Genomic DNA, 23,034 nt, shown 5'->3' on the forward strand with positions numbered 1-23,034 from the left:
GACTACCGGCTGGACATCAGGCGCGTCCACAGCGTGAGCAGGTTGCGGACCACGGGGCCTTCGGGAATCTCGGCCACGGGGGGCACGTCCACCTGCACACCTTGCTCCGCCAGCCGTGTGAAGGGGTTCGCCGGGTCCTGCGTCTTCAACGGCACCGAGGGGTCCGCCGGACGGAAACCAAACGCCAGCGCCCGCTCCTGCACCGGACGGCTGTGCAGATATCGCAGCCACTCGGCCGCCGCGGTCTTCTGCTTCGGCGTCACCCAGCTCGCCTGCAACACCGCCGCGGGGTGGTCGCTCCACAGCGTCAACGACGGGTAATACACCTTGAGGTTTCCCCATCGGCCCTGCGCGTTGGCGATCTGCGAAATCGCCAGGTTCTCGTACACCACCGCCACGTCGTACTTGGACGGCCCGAAGCGGACCATGTCGGTCATGAACGTGCCCGTGGATGGCTCGAAGCGCGTCACGCCCTTCTCCAACTGCTTCACCCAGTCCTGGAACTTGGGGTCCAAGAGGTCCCCCACCGTCAGGCCCGTGCGCTTGCCGTAGAACTCCATCGTCGCCAGCAACAACGCCTGCAACCCCGAGTTGGAGCGCGTGGGGTCCGTGTGGCCCAGCTTCACGAAACCCCAGTCCGCCTTGCCGCCAATCGCGGGCCAGCCCTGGTCGCTCGCCACCGCCTTGTGCAGCGTCTTCCACGACACGCCCTGCCCCGCGTTCGCCTTCTGGAGCACCTGCGCGCGGTCCTCCCATACGACGAAGACGAGCGGCGTAATCACCAGCGGCTGCGGCGCCGCGTCTCCATCCGTGGCGAACAGCGGACCTCGCGAGGGGTCCGTGGCCCAGTCCGAGGAGAGCATCCGCAACACCGCGCTGTCCGCCGGGCTCCACACCGTGGGCTTCTCTCGCCCATCCAGGATGGCCTGCGCCGCGTCCAGCGAGCCCCGCCCCACCAAGGTCACCTTGATGTCCGGGTGCTCCTGCTGGAAGCCCGCCGCCGCGGCCTCTACCCAGTCCTTCTTCTCCGTGCTGTAGAGGAAGGAGATCTCCGTCACGTCCCGAGACGGCGTCGCCGCGCTCGCGGTGCTGGCGCCCGGCACCTCGTCCCCCCGCTTGGAGGTCAGGTAGAAGACGCCGCCCACTGCGGCGAGGAATCCGATGATGATGAGGACCTTGGGCTTCATGACGCGACTCCCACCGCTTGGAACGACTGGAGGGACTCCTCGAAGGCACCAAGCTCGCCGTTCATCCGGCCCAGTTCCTCGTTGAGGTCCCCGTACATGCTTTCGGTTGCCTGCGCATCCAACGCGCGCAGGCGCATCACTTGGGCGGGCAGCCCCTGCATCGTCGCCGCGATGCGCGTCAGGTTGGCCAGCACTCGCTCATACGCCGCGCCAATGTCCCGCAGCGCCTTAAGCTGCGCCTCGTGCGCCGCCCGGGCGCTCTCATACTGAGCCCGCGCCTCGGCGTCCCCCGCCTGCGTCGCCTGCTGGGAGGTGACGCGAACGGCCTCTCGCACCGCCTGGGCATCCGTCGCGCGCAGGAAGGCGGACAGCTCGTCGCCGCGCGAAGCCAGCCGCCACGCCCGCTCCTCCAGCTCCTTCAGCGACGTCAGCGCCAGCCCCAGGTGGGCACGCACGCCCTCGGGCGCATCTTCCAGCGCGTTCTCCAACGAGCGCCGCGCGCCGAGCATGCCGAGCATCGCCTCGCGCACCCGGGGGTCCACGAAGGCCCGCGCGTCCAGCGGACCGCCCGCCCGCGCGCCCTTCGGGCTGGACAGCACCCCGCGCCAGAAGTCGGGCGAGGCCAGGTCCCACGCCACCATGGCCGCGTAGGCCGCGCCGCCCAGCGCGAGCACCGGCCACGAGTGCAGCGCCGCCGCACCCAGGGCTCCAGCCCCCGCCACCCCCAGGTTCAGGGGAGCCGCCGCCGCGCGCCCCAGCACGCGGGGCAGGTGCTGCAGCAAGGTGCTCACGCCGCGCTCGGCCATCGAGGCGCCTCCCAGAGGTCGGCCGTGGAAGAGTCGGCGGTGGAAGAAGAACGAGGCATGGTCAGAAGAACGAGGCAACGTCCCGGTATACCTGGACGATGTCCTCCACGTTGCCGCGAGAGAACGAGCCCTTGCCCGACTCGGCGATCTGCTCCAGGACCTGCCCCTCCGCGTCGTTGCCGTAGGCGATGGTGAAGACGCGCACCGCGGACTCCCGCTCGCCGTCTCCCGTGAGCCCCGCCTTGAGCTGCGCGAGCGATAGCACGCTGCTCTCGTCCCGACCGTCCGTCATCACCACCACCGCGTGGATGCGACCGGGCGCGACCTTCGCTCGCGCCTGGGAGGCCCGGTATGCGGCCAGCGTGGCCTCGTACAGCGCCGTGCCACCATCCGCGAGCGCCAGGTCGATGCGGCTGCCCAGCTCCGCGCGCCCCGCGGCATCGAGCACACGCGGCCCCACCACGGGATAGACGTTGTTGTCGAAGAAGAGCAGGGCCACCTCGTCCCGGTCGGAGAGCGTCTCGAGGAAGCGGCGAGCGCCGACCTTCGCCTCGGCCAGCGGGCGCCCCTTCATGCTGCCGGACTTGTCGAACACGAAGACGATGTCGGTGGCCTTCTTCGTCTGGCGCCATGTGGCGAGCAGCGACTCCAGCACATTCGCCTCGGGGACCTCCAGGAGCGTCTGAGGCTGGCGGGGATCCGCGCCGTGCGCGGCGTCCACCGGCGAGGTGATGGCGATGGCGGGGTCCGCCGGACGGAAGCCGAGCGCGAGCGCCCGCTCCTGCGCGGGGCGGGCCTTGAGGAACGCGAGGAACGCCCCGGCCGCTGCCCGCTCCTCCGGTCCCACCCACTCCGCGTCCAGCACCGCGTAGGGGTGGTCCGACCAGAAGGTGCCCTCCACCGGGTAGAGCGCGACGAGCGGGAACGGCGCATCGGAGGCCTTGCCCTGGGACTCGATGACCAGGTTCTCGTACAGCACGGCGGCGGACATGTAGCCCGGGCCACGCTGGAGCATCTTGTCCGCGAAGAAGCCGGTGGACTTGCCGTAGTGCACCACCGTGGACTCGATGCGCTGGAGCATCGCCCGCGTCGCGTCCGAGCCCACGTCCTGCGCCGTCAGCCCGCGCGTCTTGCCGGCGCCCGCGTAGGCCTCGGCGAGCACGGCCAACAGCCCTGAGTTGGAGAACTCGGGATGGGTGTGCCCCAGCTTGAAGCTTCCCCACTCGGGGTGCCCGGAGTCGGCCCAGCCGCGCGGGCTGGCCGCCACCTTGAGCAGGTCCGCCCAGCCGAGCTGCCGGCCGGGCCAGCCCAGCGCCTCCGCCATGGGCTTCCACATCGCGATGACGATGGGGGACAGGAGCACCGGCTCGCCCTGCCCCACCAGCGGCTGGGTGCGGCCCGACGTGGCCATCCACGCGCTGTTGAGCAGCGGCAGGTACGCCGTCGAGGCCGGGCTGAACACGTGGGCCTTGAGCCGCCCGGACGCAATCTCCTGCACCGCCTCACCCGAGCCCAGGGCCTTGCCCACCACGCGGATGGGCCGGCCGCTCGCCGTCACGGCGCCGCTGCTGGCCTCGAAGGCCCGGGCCTGCTCCTCCAGCCACGTCTTCTTCTCGCTGCCGTAGGCCACGGTCAGCACCAGCGCGCGGTCTGGCATGGCCGAGGCGCGCGCGGTGGCCTCGCCCTGGGTCCCCTCGCCCGTCCCGCACTTGCAGGCGCTCAGCAGCACCAGCGCCAGCATCCCGATGTGGACCTTCCGCATCGACGTTTCTCCCCCTTCGGTGAGTCGCTGCCCACTGTGAAAGGCCCCGCCGTCGCGCCACAAGCCGGCCCCCCGGCTCCGCTGCCGTTCTCACCCCCTCGTCACACGGGCGTCACCTGTCCGTGGCAGTCGTGCCCGCTTGCTCATACGGGGTGTGGGTGAATTTCGACCTCCACGCAGGCTCCTCGTCGTTGGTTTGCCTTCCAACCGGCTGGCACAGTGGCTCGATGAAGGTGATTTGGCGGCGGATGGCCCTCCTGGGCCTGGGCGCGGCGCTGGGTGCCTGCGCGACGACCCCCGCGCCCCCTGTCCAGCGGTACTCCCTGGGCATGGCGCGCGTGGACTACCGGGACTACGCGGCGGCGAAGTCCAATCTCTGCAAGGCCGAACCGCGGTGGCTGTCGGACGAGCTGTCCGCGGTGAACGGGATGCTGGCGCGCTTCCTCCAGGAGACCGCGGACGCCACGCACCCGGACGCGGTGGAGCATCCCCAGCACCTGGCGCTCCTGCAGGAGGCCGCGCGCACCCTGCCCTCGGTGCTCACGGTGCACCAGCGCAACCTCATGAAGCTGCAGGAGTGCCGCTTCCGGCGCGCTGGAGCCTTCCCGGACATCGCCCAGCGTGGCGCGGCCCTGGTGAAGGAGTCCCAGGAGCGGCTGGCCCAGGCCCCCCAAGCCGCGGCGGCGGCGGCCCTGAGCGAGGCCCGACAGAAGTGGCGGGACGAGTCCCCGGACCGCGAGGCCACGGCCCGGCGCACCTGGTGCTCGAAGAAGCCGCAGATGGGCGAGCCGGACCTCTACTTCGCGCACCTGGCCGCCAACGAGCGCATCGAGTGGCTCTTCTGCGACGGGCACCGCGTGGAGCAGGGCGAGGACGGCGCGCTGCAGTTGGTGAGCCCCGATGGACTCAGCCGCCAGGAGCGCAAGCGCATCCAGGCCCAGCGCTACCTGGAGGCCGCGCGCGACTATCCGTCCGAGGAGATCGACCGGCCGCCGCGCACCGTGCCCGCCGAGGCGCCAAAGACCGAGGCGCCCACTCCGGAGGCTCCCGCCGCCCAGGAGCCCGCCCCGCCGTTCGAGTCGCCCTGACTCAAGGCGTGTAGGTGACGATGACGTGGTTGCCCGTCACCATCAGCCGTCGGGGCGTCGCCGAGGTGCCCTGGATGGCCAGGTCGAACACGAGCGGTAGGCGCAGCGCGCGCTGGTTCATCTCGTCCGTGAGCTGCCGCTCGTAGCCCGCGCCTTCCTTGGAGTTGAAGCGGGCCTGCACCGCCTGCGCGCGCGCCTGCACGGTGGACCCCTCCAGCGTGAGCTGCACCTCCAGGTCGGCCACCGCGCCCGCGGCCACCGCGCGCTCGAAGTCGCGCACCTGCCCCTTGGCGAAGGACGGCACCTTGCCGGTGTAGCGCACGTTGTCGCCGCGCAGGTGGGCGCGACAGGCGAGCCGGTTGCGTGACAGCGGGCGGAAGTCGGTCAGGCGCTCGACGACGATGTCGCCGGTGAGCTTGCTGTGGAAGTCCCGACCCGGCATCCGGTACGGCACCATCCGCGAGGCCGCCTGCTCCAGCGTGGCGGGCGCGTAGTACAGCGAGAAGGTGCTGCCCGCCTTCGCCGGGGACTGAAGCTCCTCGGTGTACTCCGCCGAGGCGCGCACGGCCTCATCGGCCGCCTTCGCGGCTTGAGTAAGCCGCGCGTTCTCCTGCTCAAGAGCCATCATGCGCGCGCGCGGATCCGACGCGCAGCCCAAGCCCACCAGCCCCATCCACGCGGCCAGTCCCATCGCGCTCCAGCGACTCGCGGCCCTCATGGCGATGCCACCTGGCACGTGCCCTGGGACACCTTCCACGTCCCCACCGTGCGCGCGGGCGTGAAGGAAGTCGTCACGCGATAGCTCTGGCGCTGGAGCGCGAGCTTCGCGTGCACCGCGCCAGAGCGAGGCAGTCCGCGCGCGGGCGAGGCCGCGGGCGTCGCACCCGCACAGCCCAGCGTGCCGAGCTGCGCGGCATCCTCCGCGCGAGTCACCGCCGCGAAGGACTGCTCGACCTCCGCCTCCTTGCGGCGCAGCTCCTCACGCAGCTGTTGGTTGCGTTCCTCGAGCGCGTCCGCGCGCTTCTCCATGCTCGCGTCGGACGCCATGTTCGGGTTGCGCCCAGCGCTCCGGGATGCGCAGCCCACCGTCGCCAGCAGCACGCACAGCGCCGCCAGCCCCCCTCGTGACGAGATGTTCATGCCCGCCCAGGCTAGCACTGGGCCCGGGCTCACGCCTCCAGGCGCGTCCGACGCTTGGCGACGTGCGCGTCACCCTGGGTATCCAGCGCCCCCAGCCACGTGGCGAACGAGCCACCCGCGTCCGTCAGGTGCGCTTCCACGTGCGGGCGCAGCTCGGTCCAGCGCTTGCCCCAGCGATCCTCCGAGTTGCCCCGCAGCTCCGGCCGCTCCACCAGCAGCGTGCCCACGCGCAGCGCCAGCTCGGGCTCTGAGAGGGCGTCCGCCTGCTTCACCACCACGCTGGCACCCGGCACCGGCGTGGCCGCGCGACGCCAGACATCGAGCGTGCGCACGAAGGCCGCCACATCCACCGCCGACAGCAGCGCCAGCGCATGGCGCACCGGCAGCCGCGCCCGGCCCGTGGCCACCACGCGCTCCATCAGCGAAGCGAACGGGCCCGACAGCTCGGCGTGCGCGGCGGGGTCCACGCCGCCCAGGGCACGCAGCGTCCTGCGCGCACGCAGGGCCTCACGCGTCACCCGCCAGCTTCGCCGGCCCAGGCTCTTGTCCAACCCGATGAGCGCGGCGGCGGCGGCGGCCACCTGCTCCGGACGCGCGGTGAGCGCGGGCACGCGGCGAGGCAACGCAGGCCGAGGCGGCGGCCCCGCGGGCGCGGGCGGCGCGGCGGGCGCACCGTCCCCGGACACCTCGCGGTAGCCCTCGCGCAGCTTCTCCGCGACCTTCTTCTCGTACTCCCGCCGGGCGCTGGCCTCGTCGGGGAACGCCTTCTCCTTGCGCTGGCCCGCCGTGCCGATGCGACCGAACGTGACCGTGAAGACGTTGCCCGCCTGCTCCGGCTCCCAGAACTTGGAGCTGCTGCCCTCGACGAACTCGAACCTGCGCATGCCGCGCTTCCTCCCGCGAACCTCGTGAACTCCAGGCTACCGCACGACGGGCCCTTCTGGCTCAGGCGGCCTTCGGGGCCTGCTCGCGGACCTCCGCCGTCAGGCCCCGCAGGCCCGCCTCGCGCGTCATCCGCCCCTCGTAGCCCAGCTCCATCCGGGCCTTGGCGTCGCTCACCGTCACCTCGCGCCCCACCAGCAGGTACTCCGTGCGGCTGAGCGGCGGCGGACGCGACAGCCCGAGGAAGCTCCACGTCACGTCCCCCAGCAGCGCCACCGTGGCCGCCAGCGCCCCCGGGAACGAGCCCGTCCCCGGCTCCACGCCCTGCGTCTTCAGGAGCGCGGTGATGAACTCGCGGAACTCGACCGGCTCGCCGTCCGTGAGGAAGTAGGACTGCCCCCCGCGCCCCTTCTCCGCCGCCAGGAGCAAGCCCTCCACGCAGTTCTCCACGTGGCAGGTGGAGGTGAGGTAGCGCCCGCCGTCGATCCACTTGAAGCGCCCCGTGCGCACCGCCTCCACGAAGCCCGGCAGCACGGTCGTGTCCCCAGGCCCCCAGATGAAGCGGGGGCGCGCCACCACCGTGGTCAGCTCCGCGGAGTTGACGCTGAGCACCAGCCGCTCCGCCTCCGCCTTGGTGGAGGCGTAGTTCCCGATGGGGCGCTCCGGGATGGGTCGCGTCTCGTCCACGCGCACGAGCGGCTCGCCATCCAGCAGCACGGCCTCCGTGCCCACGTGGACCAGCCGCTTCACGCCCGCCATGCGCGCGGCCTCCAGCACGCGCTCGGTGCCGCGCACGTTGGCCTCGAAGAAGTCCGCGCGAGGACCCCACGTCTTCACGTAGGCCGCCGAGTGGAAGACCGTGTCACAGCCTTCCATGCCCTGGCGCAGGCGGTCCGCGTCGGACAGGTCGCCCTCGAAGGGCTCCGCGCCCGCCGCGCGCACGGCCTCGACCGCCGCCGGAGAGCGGGCCAGCGCACGCGCGGGCGTCCCCTTCCGCTGAAGCTCCGCGATGAGGTGCTTGCCCACGAAGCCTGAACCGCCGGTGATGAACGCGCGCACGTCCTGGTCCTTCCTGCCGTGAAGCCCCCAGCGATGGAACGACTCCGAGCGGCGCGCCGGTCTCCGCCGCTCAGTCTCTCCCGTGAATCAGAACATGTCGCAGAGCGACGGCGCGACGCTCGCGAAGAGCGCCGAGGCCGTCCGCACCGAGCCGTCATCCGCCTGCACCAGCCCCACCTGACGCAGGGCCTCGGCTGACTGAAAGCCGGTGTACAGCGAAGCGAGGTCGCGCACGTGCAGCCGCATGCGCCCCTCCCCTCCGGCGCGCACGCGCGCACTCCCTCCGGAGACCTCCAGCACGAAGCGCCCGCGATTCTCCGCGAACACGTCGTCCTCCACCTCCAGGTGCAGCGCGCCCGAGACCTCCTCGGGCCAGCCGCGCGCCTCCATCGCCCCTCGGACGTCCACCAGCCGCAGCATCCAGTGCATGTGCAGCTTCACCTGATAGGTCTGCTCGCGCAGCAGCATCAGGAGCGGATCATTCGACCCGCCGAACCAGGCGATTTCGTGCACCAGCGAGCGGTGGTCGCCCAGGAAGCGCAGCAACCGCCGAGCCGCCTCGGGCGTGCTCGCCACCAGGTCCGTCAGGAAGATTTCCTGTCGGAGCAGCGGAGGAGGCGGCGCGCGACGCACCAGATAGACATAGCCCTCCACACCCGAGGCGCCCTCCACCACGTAGCCGTACGCCACCTCACCGCGCGGCTGCCGCACCCGGCTCCACGCGTTCACGCCTCGATCCAGCCAGCCCTGTCGGTGCCGGGCCACGCGGCGATAGCACTCGACGATGGCGGCCTCGTCCGAGGGCCGTACGGGGCGCACGCTCAGGCTCCGCTCGCCCAGCTCCAGGTCGCCAGCGCGCACGCGAACCTCGAAGCGAGAGCCGGCCAGCTCGTATCCCACGCGCCGGTACAGCGGCTGCGTCGCGGGGTACAGGACGGACAGGGGCACCCCCTCCGCGCGCACCTCGCGCAGCAGCGCCTGCATCATCCGCGTGGCCACGCCCGAACCTCGGTGCGCGGGGGACACGCCCACCGAGCCCACGCCCACCATGGGAACCGAACGCCCGCCCAGCCACTGCCCCATGCGCAGATACGACAGCGTGGACGCCACGCTGCCACCCTCGCGGAGCACGCGATAGCCCGCGGCGCCGACGCGCTGCACCAGCGCCAGCGAGTCCGCCGGAGACATCGCGAACGCCTGCGCCACGATGTCCGCCACCGCGGCCTGCTCCTGCTCATCCCGAGGTGGACTGAAATCCGCCTGCGTCTGCTCCACGACCCGCCTCCTCACGGCAGTCCCACGCCGCCACCTGCCTAGCACGGCGCCACCGGAGGGTCAGCCCACCACGCCGCTGCCTTCCGGCCGTTCGCCATCGGGCAAACCACCCACCCCGCCGCTTGCCCGCGTGCACTCCCGCGTGCGAACTTGACTTCGAGGCTTTTCAAGAATTTCCACTTTAAGGCGACACCTCGTCGGAGGCGACATGCACCCTCGTTCGGTCCATCCCTGGCTCGTCGCGGCACTCGTTGTTGGGGGGCTCGTGGCGACGGGCTGTGGTGACAACAACAAGCCCCCGCAGCCCGCCAACTCGGCCCCGCGCCTGACTGGTCCCACCGCACCCTCGGATGAGTTTGCCTCGGGCGAACGCGTGGCGCTGTCGCTGACCGCGACGGACCAGGAAGGCGACACGCTCACGTACGCGTGGACCCAGGAGCCCGCCGCACCCGCGGGGACGTTCAGCAGCACGACGGAGGCGGGCCCCACCTGGTCCGCGCCGTCCGTGACGCAGGACACCTCGTTCGTCCTCGCGGTGTCGGTGTCGGACGGCAAGGGCGGGACGGTGGAAGGCTCCGTGAAGGTGCTGGTCCACGCGGCCCCCATCGTCAACCGCCCGCCTCGCATCACGGACGGACCTCGCGGCAGCGTGACCTCTGTCGCGGGCCCCGCGCCTGTCGTGCTCGGCGTCACGGCCTCGGACGAGGACGGAGACGCGTTGAGCTATGCCTGGACGCAAGCGCCGGCGACTCCCGCGGGGAGCTTCACCGACACGCACGTCCCCGCCCCGGCCTGGAGCGCGCCTGCCGTCACGACCGCTCAGCGCTTCACCCTGAAGGTCGTGGTGTCCGACGCACGGGGCGGCAGCACGCAAGGCGTGGTGGACGTGGAGGTGACGCCGCCCGTGGCCGGCAACACCTCGCCCACGCTGAGTCAGGCGCCCGTGGCCAGCGCGGCCACCGTGGACGAGGGCAAGGCCGTGACGCTGTCCGCCGCCGCCACGGATGGGGATGGCGATGTGCTCACCTACTTCTGGACCCAGGTGTCACCCGCCAGTCCCACGGGCACCTTCGCGAATATGTTCGGCGACCACGTGACGTGGACCGCGCCGCTCGTGCGCAGCACCACGACGTACACGCTGCGCGTCTCCGTCACGGATGGCCGAGGCGGAGTGACTCAAGGCGACGTCACCGTCAGCGTGCGGGACTTGAACCGGCCGCCCACCGTGGCTCCGGCCATCACCGCGCCGGACTCGCTCGTGGCGGGCGACACCGCGACGCTCGACATCGCGGCCACGGATCCAGACGGGGACACGCTCACCTACGCGTGGACGCAGACCGCCCCCGCGAGCCAGGGACACTTCGTCGCGGGCACGAGCGGCGCGAGCGCGAAGTGGTTCTCTCCCGACCTGAGCACCGAGACGTCGTTCACCTTCAGCGTGTCCGTCACCGATGGGCAGAGCGCCCCCGTGGAGCGCACCGTCATCGTGCCCGTGCGCGTGCCGACGTACGCGGACGTGCAGCGCGTGTGGACGCAGAACTGCATGGGATGTCACGACACGCAGAGCACCAACGGACTGGTGCTCGCGGCCGGGAGCAGCCACACCAACCTCGTGGGCATCACCGCACGCAACCCGAACTGCAACACCCTGGCGCGCGTGAGCGCTGGCGATCCCAACAACTCGGTGCTCATCCGGAAGATGTCGGGCACGACCTGCGGTGACCGCATGGCGAAGAACAACCCCACCCTCTTCGACACACAGCCGGGCGACCTCGTCCGGGTGCGCTCGTGGATCCTCGCGGGCGCCAAGGGCCCCTGACCTGCCGTTCCACCGCCATATATGAGAGGGATTCGCCGCCCGAGAGTGTCGAGGACCTGACGCTCGGGCGCGCGCGCCTCACGACGGCGCGAGAAAGCGCGTGACTGGGAGGGGAAGGACGACTGCGCTCGATAGGAGCCATGGCGCATTCTCCTCTCTGCTCGTCGTGCGTGGCCGTGCTCACGGCCCTGGTCCTGCTTCCTCTCGCGTCCGCGTCCGCCGCCAAGATTCCCCTGGGCGACGACGCGAACCTCAACGTCGGCGTCTTGATTCAGCCGCAACTGCAGCTCACGAAGGACGGCGCCCCCGTGGGCCACGTGGGGACCGACTTCTTCCTGCGTCGGGTGCGGCTCATCGTGGGAGGCTCGCTCACGAAGAAGCTGTCGTTCTTCGTCGAGACGGAGCAGCCCAACTTCGGGAAGAACGGCGACTGGAACCCTGCGTTCTTCATCCAGGATGCCTTTGTGTCCTACGAGTTCACCGAGAAGGTCTGGGTGGACACAGGCTTCTTCCTCGTACCGCTCGCCCACCACACGGTCCAGGGCGCCGCGTCTCTGAATACGCTCGACCTCCACGCCGACCTCATCCGCTACCCGCCCACCGCGGGTAAAGCCTTGCGCGATGCAGGCGTCCAGGTCCGCGGCCTCGTCGGGCCGCTGTCCTTCCGCGCCGCCATCCTCCAAGGCGTGGAGGGCGCGGTGCTGGACTCCGGGCAGACCGTCAACCCGGACGACCTGCCGCGCGTGGTGGGCATGGCGCGCTGGAACTTCCTCGGCCGCGAGGAGGACATGTTCCTCAAGGGCATCTACTTCGCGAAGGCGCCGCTCGTGTCCGTGGGCGTGGGCACGGACTACCAGTTCGCCTCTGTCGCGACAGCCTCCGGCGTGCACGACGCGCTGGCGCTCGCGGCGGATGTCTTCGTCGACGTTCCCTGGAGCGAGCAGGACGAACTCATCTTCCAGACCGACGTGCTGTCGTGGCAGCAGGGCTTCGACAACCCGCGCAGCGGCACGGGGTTCTTCGCGGAGCTGGGCTGGCGCCACGGCATCGTCGAGCCCCTCTTCTCCGCCGAGTACTTCGCCTCGCGCGTCGACGCGAGGGACCTGCTCGCGCTGCGCCCCGGGTTCAACCTCTGGTTCAACCAACACACCTTCAACCTGAAGACCGAGGTCGCCGTGTCCTGGCAGGGCGACATCTCCCAGGCGCGCACGGGCATCGCGGGCACCGCGCAGCTCCAGCTCTACTACTGACGCGCCTTGCCTCGGCGCGCGCGAGCGATGACCTGCTAGGCTCGCCGCGTGCCACCGGAGACATCCGTCACCTTGGGGACCGACGGGTCCTCCTGCTGGGAGCTGGCCCGGCGCCCCATCTCCCTCCGGCTGCGGCCCTACGTGCGCTCGTGGCTCGGCTACTCCGAGTCCGCGCCCCTCCTGAGTCGGCGGCGCGAGCTGCCCGCCCCGCAGGTCGTCGTCATCTTCGAGTTCGGCCCACCGCTGCGCGTGTCGTCGAGCGGCTCCGAAGCCTGCGTCCAGCACCACGCGGGCGGGTTCATCGCCGGGGTGGATGACAGCTTCACCGTCACCGAACACGACGGCCGGCAAGCGGGAGTCCAGGTCAACCTGACGCCCTTGGGCGGGAGGCTGCTGCTCGGCGTGCCCATGCGTGAGCTGGCGCGAAGGGTGGTCGCATTGCCCGACGTGCTCCGGGAACAGCGAGGACTGGCGGACCGCCTCGCGAACGCGCCGTCCTGGGACGCGCGCCTGGATGCGGTCGAGCAGGCCTTGCTGGCACGGCTCGACTCGGCGCGAACGCCTTGCGCGCCCATCACCTGGGCGGTGCAACGCATTGAAGCCACGACGGGGCGCGTGCGCGTGGGCGCGCTCACCGAGGCGCTCGGCTATAGCCGCAAGCACCTCAACACGCTGTTCCAGGAACACGTCGGGCTGTCGCCCAAGCTGTACGCGGAGCTGGTGCGCTTCGAGTCGCTGACGCAGCGACTGAAGTCAGGCGCACGCGAGTCCTGGGCCACGCTCGCGTTCGACCTGGGCTTCGCGGACCAGGCCCACCTGTCGCGCGAGGTGCGCCGCTTCGCGGGCGTCTCGCCCACCGAGGCGCGCGCCCTGTTGGCGGGGCCCTTCGCCGAGCCGTTGCCGTAGGTCACATTCGTTCAAGACGGTCCGAGAGCCCCGGCGGTACACGACCGTCATGCTCGAACCCAAACCTGTCTCCGAGTATCAGATTGGCCGCCACATGATGAGCCTGTGGGTGCCCCAAGCCGTCCACGCGGCGGCGGAGCTGGGCCTCGCGGATGCGCTCGCGCAAGGCCCCGCCACCCCCGCGCAGTTGGCCCAGCGACTCGGCCTCCACGCGGATGCCACGCATCGCCTGCTCAACGCGCTCGTCGTGCTCGACCTCGTCAGCGTGAGCGATGGAACCTTCGGGCTCACCGAGCAGGGGGCGTTCCTGTGCTCGGACTCACCCAAGTCGCGGCGCGCCTGGGCTCGGCTCATGGGGGGTGACTCCGTGTGGCGCGCCTGGGGCAAGCTCACCGACTGCGTGCGCACGGGCGCTCCCGCATATGCGGCGGGAGAACGGCGCACCTCGGAGACCGAGACCTTCGATGCGCTGGCGGAGGACCCCGTCGCCGCCGAGGTCTTCCACCGCGCCATGGCGGACGGCACGCGCGGCGTGGCTCCGGACATCATCGCGGCCCTGGACTTCAAAGGCGTCCGGAACATCGTGGACGTGGGCGGTGGGCACGGCGAACTCTTGTGCGCGGCCCTCGAGGCGCATCCCCAAGTGCGCGGCGAGGTCTTCGACCTGGCGCATGCGAAGCCCGGCGCCACCGCGCTCCTCGCGCGTCGTGGACTGTCAACGCGAGCCAGCTTCCGCGCGGGAGACCTGTTCCGCGAGCGGCCCCCCACGGCGGACCTGCTCTTGATGAAGAGCGTCATCCACGACTGGGACGATGCGCGCTCGCTCACGATTCTCCAGCGCTGCCGTGAGGCGTTGAGCGACGACGGAACCCTCGTGGTCATCGAGCCCACCGCACAGCCCGCGGGCGCGTCCGTGCCGCCGGCCTTCGCGTGGATCGTCGCGTTCAGCGACCTGAACATGTTGGTCAACACAGGCGGACGCGAGCGCACCGCCGCTGAGTTCACCGCGCTCCTGGAGCGGGCCGAGCTGCGCGTCGAGCAGGTCCGCCCCACGGCGAACGGCTTCTACAGCAACTTCGTCTGCCGGCGCGCCCGGTGAGAGGTTCTCCACGGCTCGGAGCCATTGACCCGGCCGTGGAGTGAGCCGAGGCGCGGCAAGAGCCGCCCTCGGAGCCCGTCAGCACGACTCGTTGTAGAGCTCGGACCAGTACGGCGTCTGGTGGCCTCGCACGATGACGGGGGCGTGGCAGTAACAGGTCGTGCTCCCCACCTCGACCGTCTTGGACGCATCGCTGTAATAGACAATCTTGAAGTCACCGGAGCAGTACGCGACAGCATCCTGGCGAGCGCCGATGCTGGACGAATCCGTCGGTTCCTCGACCGCGGCCCCTCCACATCCAGCCAACAGCCCCACGACAATGCATCCACCCATGATCTGCTTGCGCATGAACGCTCCGGTTCCTGTGTTGAGCTTGTACGGCGGCGCGAGAATAAAAAGAGTCAATGTCTCGCTGGCAATCCGAGGCACGACAGACCCATGACTCGGACCTCTCACCTCCTGGCGCCCCCTGCGGGCACCGCGAAATGAGGTCTGACTGGAACCAGGGCGGGTGTGATTCCTCACCGGGCCATGAGTCATGACACCGAGCCGTGATATCGCACCCCCCTTCGGTGCCGGGAGGAGCATTCACGATGCGCAAGGGAAGCTGGCTGGTGTTCGTGCTGTGCGCGATGGGCTGCGGCCAGGAGGAGTCCGCCACGGTGTCTCTCTTCCCCGTCGAGGACTCGGGCATCTCGGGGACCCTCACGGTGGAGGAGACCGAGGGCAAGGCCGGACTCGGCGAGGTCCGCTTCGCCTTCACCTTGGACAACCCCCAAGGCGTGAAGACGATTGGATATGTGCACGAGGGAAGCTGCGCCAACCTGGGCATGCACGAGCACACCGAGGGCTTTGAGCCCGACAGCTTCCTGCGCCAGGCCTACGCCACGCGAGAAGGGCACTCCTTCCACCTGGAGCACCTGGACGCCTTTCAAGACAACCATGCCTTCGCGGTCCACGCGTATGGAGACAGCTCCACCGACGCGAGTGGCCGCGTGCTGGCGTGCGGCGACATCTGACGGGCCGACCTCAATCGTCGGTGGCCACGGAGGACTCGAGGACGCCGCGCAGACGACGCACGCCCTCGCGAATGCGCTCCGCGGGGAGCGTGCCGAAGCCCAGCACCCAACCTGGGCGCGCGGGCTTGCCCAGGAAGTAACGCGAGAGGTTCACAATCCCGACGCCGGCTTCGCGCGCCTGCGTCGTGACGTCGCGCTCCAATCGCAAGCCACCCTTCCGGAGCAGCACGCTCAGGTGCAGACCGGCGGTCGAGGGCAACGGCTGGAGCCACTCGCCCCCTGCGCGGTCCAGTTCCTCCAGGATGCGCTCGTGGCGGTCTTCGTACTCGCGACGCATCTTCCGGATGTGCCGCGCGAGGAGGCCCGTGTCGATGAAGCGAGCCAGCGCCGCCTGCGAAGCCAGATGGGTATGCCAGTCCGTTACCCGCTTCGCCGCGCGCAGCGCGCCCTGCACAGACGGCGGAGCGACCAGGAATCCCAGCCGCAGCTCCGGCAACATCACCTTGGAGAACGAGCCGACGTAGAAGACTCGCCCCGAGCGATCCAATCCGTGCAGTGTCTCCAGCGGGCGGCCACCGAAGCGGAACTCGCTGTCGTAGTCGTCCTCGATGACGACGGCGTCGCGCCGCTTCGCCCACTCCAGCAGCGCGAGCCTGCGCGCGGGCGACAAGGCCATGCCGAGCGGGAACTGGTGCGAGGGCGTCACATAGACGAGGCGCGCCGAGTCCGGGAGCGCGCTCACCACGAGCCCCTCGGCGTCCACCGGAACGGGGACGATGCGCGCGCCCATGGACTGGAAGAGGAAGCGCGCTGGTGAATAGCCGGGCTCCTCCAACGCGATGCAGTCCCCCGGCTCGATGAAGACGCGGCCGATGAGATCCAACGCCTGCTGGGCTCCACTCGTGATGAGGATGTCATCGGGACTGGCGCGGACACCTCGCGCGAGCCCCACGTGGCGCGACACCGCCTCGCGAAGGCCGCGCAGGCCGGCGGTCTCGGCGTAGCCCTCGGACCGGGTCGTGGCGCGAAACTGGCGCGCCATGAGCCGGCGCCACGCCTCGAAGGGGAAGGCCCGCGTGTCGGGGACGCCCACGCGAAAGTCGTAGGGTACGGCGGCCTCACGGACACGCTCGGGGGGAAGCGTGCTCCAGATGTCCCGCGCGCGCAGGTGCACTCCGGGCTCCGCCTTCGCGCTCGCGCCCGGAGAGGCGGCGGCCCCTTGCACGAAGCTCCCCGCGCGCGTGCGCCCCGCCATGAGCCCCTCGGCGGTCAGCCACTCGTACGCCACGCTCGCGGTGTTGCGGGACACCGACAGGCTCCGGGCCAGGTCACGCGTGGGAGGGAGCCGCTCCCCAGGCTTCAGCCGGCCATCGAGTATGGCCGCCCGCAACGCTCGGTAAATCTGCCCCGCGAGGTCTCGGCGGTCCTGGAGGTTGACGTGAAGGTCCATGGACCCTGCCCATAGATTGGCCCAGTGAGATTCGTCAATCCTGGCTCTCCCATCGGGCCAGCATCGGGCGCACAGTGCCGTCACTTCCCACGGAGAAACCTATGACCGCCCTCGCTTCCCTCCCCGTCCACTCCGACCGCATCCCCTGGATTCCGATGGGCCCCCCGGGCCTCTCGTTCAAGCCGCTGCGCTTCTACAAGGACAACCGCGGCTGGACGTACATGTTCCGCGTCGAGCCGGGCACCGTCATCCCGCGCCACCGCCACACGGGCGAGGTGCATGCCTTCAACCTCGTGGGCAAGCGCCAGTTGCTCGACACCGGCGAAGTGGTGGGCCCGGGCACGTACGTCTACGAGCCCGTCGGCAATGTCGACAGCTGGATGGCGGTGGGCGACGAGCCCGTGGTCATCCTCATCACCATCTTCGGGGCCATCGAGTACATGGGCCCGGATGGAGCGGTCACCAAGCGCGTGACGTCGGATGACCGGCTGGAGACCTACCGGCGCTGGTGCGAGACGAACGGCGCCGAGTTCCTCGCCACCCTGGAGTAAGCCCGCCATGACGACCACCGCGATCTCCTCCTCCTCCGCTTCTGTTTCGGCATCGGCTCCAGCGACCTCCACCCGCGAGGACACCCTGGAGCGCTGGGCCATCCGCTACGCGCGCATCGCCCTGGGCGTGGCCTTCCTCTCCGCCGTGGCCAGCCGGTTCGGCGTCTGGAGTGGAGAGCCCTGGGGCCCGCGCTTCGAGCGCTTCATCGCCTACACCGCGCAGGTGAACGCCTTCGCGCCCGCGGCGTGCGTCCCCGCCCTTGCCTGGGCTGCCACCGTCGCGGAGACGACGCTGGGCACGCTGCTCGTGCTCGGGCTGTGGCGCAGGCATGTGGCCTTCGCCAGCTCCGTGCTGCTGGCGGTGTTCGGCACGGCGATGGCGGTGTCGCTCGGGCCCAAGGAGCCGCTCGACTACTCGGTGTACTCCGCGTCCGCGGGCGCCCTGCTCCTGGCGCTGGCCTCGCGTCGAAAGTGAGTCACACACGCCATTCGTCCGGTAGTGCACGAATGGCATGGGGGTCCCCGAGGAGGCATCCAAGGGTGGTGCATAGGATGCCGCCCGGATGCCCCGGCCCCACCCTCCACCCGCGGAAGTGGACGAGGAGTCACTGGTCCACCAGTTCTCCGGGCTCGACCGGAAGGCCACCGGCGTCTTCTTCACTCCCGCGCCGCTGGTGGAGCGCACGCTGGCCCTCGCCCTGCCGTATCTGGGTGAAGGGCCGCTCGCGGTGGTGGACCCCGCATGTGGCGCGGGCGCGTTCCTCGCGGCGACGGCGCGACTGCGGCCGGATGCGAGGCTGTGGGGTCTGGAGTTGGACGCGGACGTGGCGCGCATGTGCCATGCGCGAATCCCAAGCGCGGACATCCGTCCCGGGGATGCGCTGCGCGATGGATTGGAGCCACTGCTCGCCGCCATTCCTCCCAACCACCGCGAGCTGTGGATTGGAAATCCGCCGTACAACGGAACGTCCGCGCTGCTGAAGGACCGTGCGGCCTATGCGCGACTGCGCGCGCTCCTGCCTCGCGAGCTGCCCGCGGGAACCAGCCTCCGGGATGACTTCGCGTTCTTCCTGCTCGTCGCGGCGAGCCGGCTCGCCACGCGCCCCGGAGTCCTCGCCTTCATCACGCCGAGCAGTCTGCTCGAATCGTTCCTGTACGCGCCGCTGCGCCACGCGCTGCTGGAGACCCTGTCGCTGCGCGAGGTGGTGGACCTGGGGCCTGGAGCGTTCGCGGGCACGCAGGTCCGCACATGCATCACGGTTTGGACGTCGCCTCCCGGAGCAGCGGCCCTGCCCCGTTTTGAGAGGCAAGGACAGACACAATCCTTCCAGCCCGAGGCTCCCGAGTGGCGCCTGGTCCCTATCTCACCCGAGGCCGTGGCGCTCGACACGGAGTGGCGCGCGGAGGGTGAGCTGCTCGATGCGCTCGTCCCGGTGAGCTTGCCCGGCGTGAAGACCCGCTTCGATGAGCTGCTCGTGGATGAGGATCCGGAGCGTTTGCTCTTACGCGTGCGAGCCTTCGCGGCGTGTCCTCGGGATGCGCTGACTGACTTCGCGAAGGCGCACGGTCTGCCATTGTCGGTGCTGTCGAAGTTGCATGCGCTGAAGGAAGGGGCACCGCTGGACGTGGACGCGCGCCACATGCGGCCCTTCTTCCGATACGGCGGGGCGAGGCATCGCGGCACGGTGCCCCCCGAGGCGCGAGCGTACTGCTATCTGGATCGTCGCCTCATTCCTCGGGGCGATCACCGGCTGCGCGGCCCGTATGATCCGCACCTGGGCGCGGTGAAGTTGCTGTTCAACGTGCGCGAGTTGCCGCTGTCCGCCGCATTGCTGGAGGAAGAGGGCTGCGTGCATGATCATCGTCACGCGCGCTTCGCGCCCCTCTTCGTTCCGGAGCGGATCCGCGACCACGGATTGGGAGTCACGCGGGCAGCGCTGACGCGCGAGGAGTTGGGGCCACTGGTCCCGAACCTCTCGGTGAGAGGACGCGCCTGGGCCGACACCGTGGGAGGTCCCGCCGAGGCCTTCCGGCGCCTGGTGCGCTTCCTCAACAGCGAGCAGGTCCAGCAAGTGTGGGCGCCAGCGTTCGGAGCGTCCCGGGTAGTCCCCGTGCCGCTCGCGCTCCTGTCCAGGGCGGACGCCGCAGGCGAACAGAGCGGCTGAGGCGGACAGCTGCGGCAGGAGAACCCAATGGCCGCCTTTCGCGGTCCCTTCGCGAGTCCACCTCACACCTGACGTGGATGCCGAGGGAAGCGAGGACCTGCGCGCCGATGTCACGCCGGCACTTCTTCATCTTCCGCCAGCGCCCCTGCAGGGATTGCTGTTGCGCGGCCCAAGTGCTAACCCAGTGGGACGCAGTTGAATCCAATTGCGCATCGTCGAAGACGGCGACGAGCGAAGACGCTCCATCGCCGACTGTTCGTACCGCCATGGCATTGAGTTCCAGACACGGACAATTGCCAAGCAACCGCTTGAATGACTGACAATCTGCTTCCGGAAGCCCTCCGTCGCCTCACCGCAGCAATCGATTCGACCGACCGCCCCAGCACAGAGAAATGGTTGTTCGTTGCAGTGGCAGTCACCCCACCCAAAATCGCGCTAGGCGTTGCGCGGCGTTGCATTGCGAACGCCACTCGCGGCATGAGCGTGCCGTCGTGGATTCCCGATGCGACGTGCGGTGCCGCTACGGTAGAAGACGCGGCATCATTTGGTGCCGCATGGGACCGAGTGAGAGAGAAGCTGAAGTGGCTGGACTCGAATCGAATCGTGCTCCCCTGCATTGAGGACGCGGTTGACGATTACACGCGGGCGAGCCGCGTCACTGGCGACGTTTCGAGATTCACCCCGTCGCTCTGGCGCGCGCTGAACGCTTGCGTCGCGGCCGAGGTGGAGGAGGATGACTCAGAACGCAATCCGACGGAGTGGCATCGAGAGCGAGAAGAATCAAAACGCGTCTCCGGACTCGAATCAGCGAGCACCTATGCCGAAAAGGCACGAAGCATGGCGCTCATTGCCCAAAGGCGCACGGCAGACTCGCAGCGCTGGGCCAAGCAACGCGAAGCACTGTTCCGCATTGTCGAAGAGTTTCGAACTGAAACCCTTCGGCCGGATCTCGCGCCCGGCATTGACAGCGGCGGATGCGAACAATCCATGATTGATGGTCTCCTCACAGAAGTCCTTGGTCGATTCGAAGCAGCAATCAATACCCGCCCGATCAACTCCGGAACGGCCGACAACAGAGCCCAGATAGAAGCACAAAAGTGGCTATTTGTCGCATTGGCGACCATTCCATCCGAGGCGGCCCTCGACGTCACGCGACGCATCATCTCAAAAGCCATCAACTCAATGAAGGTGCCTTCGGATCTTGCCGAGGTGTTCCGCGACGTCGCAACAGCAAAAGATGCGGCATCCTTCAACGTCTCGGCGGAACGATTGACGGAAGAACTGAGGATGCTCGAGTTGGAAGATGGCCTGCTCTCATATATCGACGATGCCGTTTATGAGTACTGGCGCTCGCTGCGCACCATTGGCGATGTCTCGAAATCCATCACACTTCTCCTGCGCGCTCTTTATTCTTGTGTAGGAGCGGAAGTGAAGGCGGATGACGCGCGGCGAAATCCTAGAGAGTGGCAGCACGAGCGAGACGAAATGAAACGCATCTGGAACCTCGAATCAGACAACAAACGTGCTGAAGAGATACGACACATGTTTCTCTCTAGCCAGAGGCGTAGGGCTGACTCGGAGGGGTGGTCCAAGCGACGCGAAGCACAGCTTCGCATTGTCGACGAATTGAGAACTGCCGCCAGCAGGTAAGGCGTCACTCCCCGGTGTTCACGCGAGAGTCGGTGCCTGTGCGCTCAGCGGCAGTGCACCGACTGCCCGCTCCTGGAAGACGAAGCGGCCTTGGCCTCCCCACGGATGCGAACTACTGCGCTGGGATCACCCGCAACGGCCCTCAAGACGTGCAGGTCTGCAACCCGCTTTGCAAAGGAGGGGACACCGGATACGATCTCGCGCTGCCCTTCTCCACGAGGACATGCCTCCGTGCGGAGGGAACGCGTGTCAGGCTCGTCAGGTAGAGGAGGCCTGCGGCGGAAACGTCAAGGTCTTGAGTGAACGGGACGGTGTGATTTGTCTGCTTTATCGAATGCACTGAGCTGGCCTGGCACGGTTGCCGCAATCGCGATCAGCGTGACCTTCTGGCACGTAGATGCCGAGGCTTGCAGTTGCGCCCCACCCGAAGCAAATGGACCACGGAGCGCTCCAATTGCCGCGGTGTTTTCAGGCAAAGTCTCTCGCATCACAGAGAGTCAGATACCCCAGCCAAAGGACGGCCGGAAAGCTAACTTCAAGGTTGTTTGCTTCTCCGTCTCCTCCGTTGAGAAAGGAGAGGTCCAGCCAAACCAGTGTATCTACACGGGTGTATGGGACGGGGACTGCGGCTTCTCGTTCCAGGTCGGTAGCAAGTATCGGGTCGTGGCCCGGATGCGACCTCGGGAATTCCCGGGCAATGGGCTCGCCACAGGTCTCTGTGATGAGACCAAGCAAGTCCAAGACAAAGCTGGCGCACCTGCTTCGCACAGCACTGGGGCAGTGATTCAACGCAAGCCGTCTCCCCCGTCGCCGAAGAAGGAGTAGCCCCTGCCCTTTATCATCTCTGCCGGAGCCGATGCGGCAGAACCCGGACTTTGTCGAAGGCATGGCGTTGCAGGGCTGAACCTGCCTGCCGACGCTTACGCGAACAACACCCCACGGCCCTTGCCACTAACGGTGACGAAACGTTCAACTTCGGCTCCAACTCCCAAGCAGACCACGTGTGGCGCTGCTCAGCACGTGGACACTTGACATCCCCAGGTCCAAGCGATGGATTCGACTCTCTACGCGCCGTTCCTCCAGTTCGACAAGACGCCCGACAACTGGGGTGGACCGTGAGCAGATACGCCGGAGTCGTGCTGGTTTGGCTGGTGATCACGACCGGCTACGCCGCAATGTACGTCCACAGTCGAACGGGGCTGGATTCCCCCGACCTGTACGCCCAAACCTGGCAGTTCCAGCTTCTGATGTTCGGGATCTTGCGACTGCCATTGCTCGTACTGGCACTCATCATCGCCTTGATAGTCGTGTCACGAACTCTACGCCGCCGGAGGAGTTCGTGACCTTGGGCGACAGCTGGGGTGCAGAGCCAGAATCCAAACTCGATCATGGACTCGGCGCTCACCGCGAGCCCTCGCGGAACAACCGCCCCTTTGCGCCTCACCTACTTGCCGCAATGGCTCAGGCGGCTTGAACGGGCCCTGTTTTCTGATCCTCCGCCAGGCCCGAGGCCAGCGTCCGCCCTGGCAGGTGTACGGCCTGGGCAATGTCCCACCAAGAGGCCCCTGAGCGCAGCCGAAGCTTCGAGATCCATCGAGCGGAGGGGCTGACCGCTGACACCACCTGCCGGGCATCCCGGCGCGGACGCAGTTGAGCTTGCGCTCGCACTCCGCCAGGGCAGCGAGAAGGCTGGACCCTGCTGGGCAAGTGCGGCCAAGCTGGCCGAACACACGATGTGGAACTGAATGCAGGGTGAAGGATGGATGCAATCGAGATCGGGACTGCCAGGGACTGTCGCGACGTCGCAGTGGGAAGTGCGGGTCGCCTGGCGTCCTGCGCGGGATTCATGCGCCAAAGGCTTGTAGACCCGATGGCACGGGAATGCATCATCGCATGCGGTCTCGCGATCATTGACCTCGGCGCTGT

At 68.9% G+C, this 23,034-nt stretch carries 20 protein-coding genes; 10 read left to right on the forward strand and 10 right to left on the reverse strand.

Annotation, left to right across the window (positions count from 1 at the left end; all coding sequences use genetic code 11):
• Window positions 1-2 precede the first annotated feature (2 nt).
• From JGU66_01630 to JGU66_01640, 3 genes are all read right to left on the reverse strand, one after another.
• Window positions 3-1,187 (reverse strand): substrate-binding domain-containing protein, encoded by a 1,185-nt coding sequence (locus tag JGU66_01630; GenBank protein MBJ6759443.1) that lies wholly within the window; start codon window positions 1,185-1,187, stop codon window positions 3-5.
• Window positions 1,184-1,993, reverse strand: a complete 810-nt coding sequence (locus tag JGU66_01635) for a hypothetical protein (protein ID MBJ6759444.1) — start codon at window positions 1,991-1,993, stop codon at window positions 1,184-1,186. Before JGU66_01635 ends, JGU66_01630 begins: the two co-directional genes overlap by 4 nt.
• Window positions 1,994-2,054: 61 nt before the next feature.
• Complete coding sequence (locus JGU66_01640; protein ID MBJ6759445.1) at window positions 2,055-3,755, reverse strand: substrate-binding domain-containing protein; 1,701 nt, start codon at window positions 3,753-3,755, stop codon at window positions 2,055-2,057.
• A 227-nt stretch (window positions 3,756-3,982) separates the two neighbouring features.
• Between JGU66_01640 and JGU66_01645 the strand changes: the two genes are divergently transcribed.
• Entirely contained in the window at window positions 3,983-4,843 is an 861-nt protein-coding gene (locus tag JGU66_01645; protein ID MBJ6759446.1) for a hypothetical protein, read from the forward strand.
• 1 nt (window position 4,844) lies between these two features.
• Here JGU66_01645 and JGU66_01650 read toward each other — a convergent pair whose 3' ends face one another.
• The 5 genes from JGU66_01650 to JGU66_01670 form a co-directional block, all read right to left on the reverse strand.
• A complete protein-coding gene (locus JGU66_01650) occupies window positions 4,845-5,561 on the reverse strand; it encodes a hypothetical protein (protein MBJ6759447.1) in 717 nt (238 codons plus the stop codon).
• On the reverse strand, window positions 5,558-5,983 hold the full coding sequence (locus JGU66_01655; protein ID MBJ6759448.1) for a hypothetical protein: 426 nt from the start codon (window positions 5,981-5,983) through the stop codon (window positions 5,558-5,560). The genes JGU66_01650 and JGU66_01655 overlap by 4 nt, the downstream gene beginning before the upstream one ends.
• 29 nt (window positions 5,984-6,012) lie before the next feature.
• Window positions 6,013-6,867, reverse strand: a complete 855-nt coding sequence (locus JGU66_01660; protein ID MBJ6759449.1) for a WGR domain-containing protein — start codon at window positions 6,865-6,867, stop codon at window positions 6,013-6,015.
• A gap of 61 nt (window positions 6,868-6,928) precedes the next feature.
• On the reverse strand, window positions 6,929-7,924 hold the full coding sequence (locus tag JGU66_01665; GenBank protein ID MBJ6759450.1) for an NAD-dependent epimerase/dehydratase family protein: 996 nt from the start codon (window positions 7,922-7,924) through the stop codon (window positions 6,929-6,931).
• A gap of 87 nt (window positions 7,925-8,011) precedes the next feature.
• Entirely contained in the window at window positions 8,012-9,199 is a 1,188-nt protein-coding gene (locus JGU66_01670) for a GNAT family N-acetyltransferase (protein MBJ6759451.1), read from the reverse strand.
• A 208-nt stretch (window positions 9,200-9,407) separates the two neighbouring features.
• On the opposite strand from JGU66_01670, the gene JGU66_01675 reads away from it, so the two are divergent.
• The 4 genes from JGU66_01675 (at window position 9,408) to JGU66_01690 (ending at window position 14,273) form a co-directional block, all read left to right on the forward strand.
• On the forward strand, window positions 9,408-11,018 hold the full coding sequence (locus tag JGU66_01675; protein ID MBJ6759452.1) for a PKD domain-containing protein: 1,611 nt from the start codon (window positions 9,408-9,410) through the stop codon (window positions 11,016-11,018).
• A 140-nt stretch (window positions 11,019-11,158) separates the two neighbouring features.
• Window positions 11,159-12,268, forward strand: coding sequence for a hypothetical protein (locus JGU66_01680; GenBank protein MBJ6759453.1), 1,110 nt, complete (start codon window positions 11,159-11,161; stop codon window positions 12,266-12,268).
• 48 nt (window positions 12,269-12,316) lie between these two features.
• Complete coding sequence (locus tag JGU66_01685; GenBank protein ID MBJ6759454.1) at window positions 12,317-13,174, forward strand: AraC family transcriptional regulator; 858 nt, start codon at window positions 12,317-12,319, stop codon at window positions 13,172-13,174.
• A gap of 49 nt (window positions 13,175-13,223) precedes the next feature.
• Window positions 13,224-14,273, forward strand: a complete 1,050-nt coding sequence (locus JGU66_01690; GenBank protein ID MBJ6759455.1) for a helix-turn-helix domain-containing protein — start codon at window positions 13,224-13,226, stop codon at window positions 14,271-14,273.
• Between the two features lie 78 nt (window positions 14,274-14,351).
• On the opposite strand, the gene JGU66_01695 is transcribed toward JGU66_01690, so the two are convergent.
• Window positions 14,352-14,621 carry a hypothetical protein gene (locus JGU66_01695; protein MBJ6759456.1) on the reverse strand — a complete coding sequence of 90 codons (270 nt, stop codon included), beginning with the start codon at window positions 14,619-14,621 and terminating at the stop codon, window positions 14,352-14,354.
• A 245-nt stretch (window positions 14,622-14,866) separates the two neighbouring features.
• On the opposite strand from JGU66_01695, the gene JGU66_01700 reads away from it, so the two are divergent.
• On the forward strand, window positions 14,867-15,292 hold the full coding sequence (locus JGU66_01700; GenBank protein MBJ6759457.1) for a hypothetical protein: 426 nt from the start codon (window positions 14,867-14,869) through the stop codon (window positions 15,290-15,292).
• A gap of 10 nt (window positions 15,293-15,302) precedes the next feature.
• Here the strand turns inward: JGU66_01700 and JGU66_01705 are convergent, their stop codons facing one another.
• Complete coding sequence (locus JGU66_01705; protein ID MBJ6759458.1) at window positions 15,303-16,742, reverse strand: PLP-dependent aminotransferase family protein; 1,440 nt, start codon at window positions 16,740-16,742, stop codon at window positions 15,303-15,305.
• 101 nt (window positions 16,743-16,843) lie between these two features.
• On the opposite strand from JGU66_01705, the gene JGU66_01710 reads away from it, so the two are divergent.
• The 4 genes from JGU66_01710 (at window position 16,844) to JGU66_01725 (ending at window position 21,108) form a co-directional block, all read left to right on the forward strand.
• Window positions 16,844-17,293 (forward strand): cupin domain-containing protein, encoded by a 450-nt coding sequence (locus JGU66_01710; protein ID MBJ6759459.1) that lies wholly within the window; start codon window positions 16,844-16,846, stop codon window positions 17,291-17,293.
• Between the two features lie 7 nt (window positions 17,294-17,300).
• A complete protein-coding gene (locus JGU66_01715) occupies window positions 17,301-17,768 on the forward strand; it encodes a DoxX family membrane protein (GenBank protein ID MBJ6759460.1) in 468 nt (155 codons plus the stop codon).
• Between the two features lie 88 nt (window positions 17,769-17,856).
• Window positions 17,857-19,458, forward strand: a complete 1,602-nt coding sequence (locus tag JGU66_01720; GenBank protein ID MBJ6759461.1) for an N-6 DNA methylase — start codon at window positions 17,857-17,859, stop codon at window positions 19,456-19,458.
• Between the two features lie 312 nt (window positions 19,459-19,770).
• Complete coding sequence (locus tag JGU66_01725; protein ID MBJ6759462.1) at window positions 19,771-21,108, forward strand: hypothetical protein; 1,338 nt, start codon at window positions 19,771-19,773, stop codon at window positions 21,106-21,108.
• Window positions 21,109-23,034 lie beyond the last annotated feature (1,926 nt).

This window comes from Myxococcaceae bacterium JPH2 (genome assembly GCA_016458225.1).
Classification (GTDB): Bacteria; Myxococcota; Myxococcia; order Myxococcales; family Myxococcaceae; genus Citreicoccus.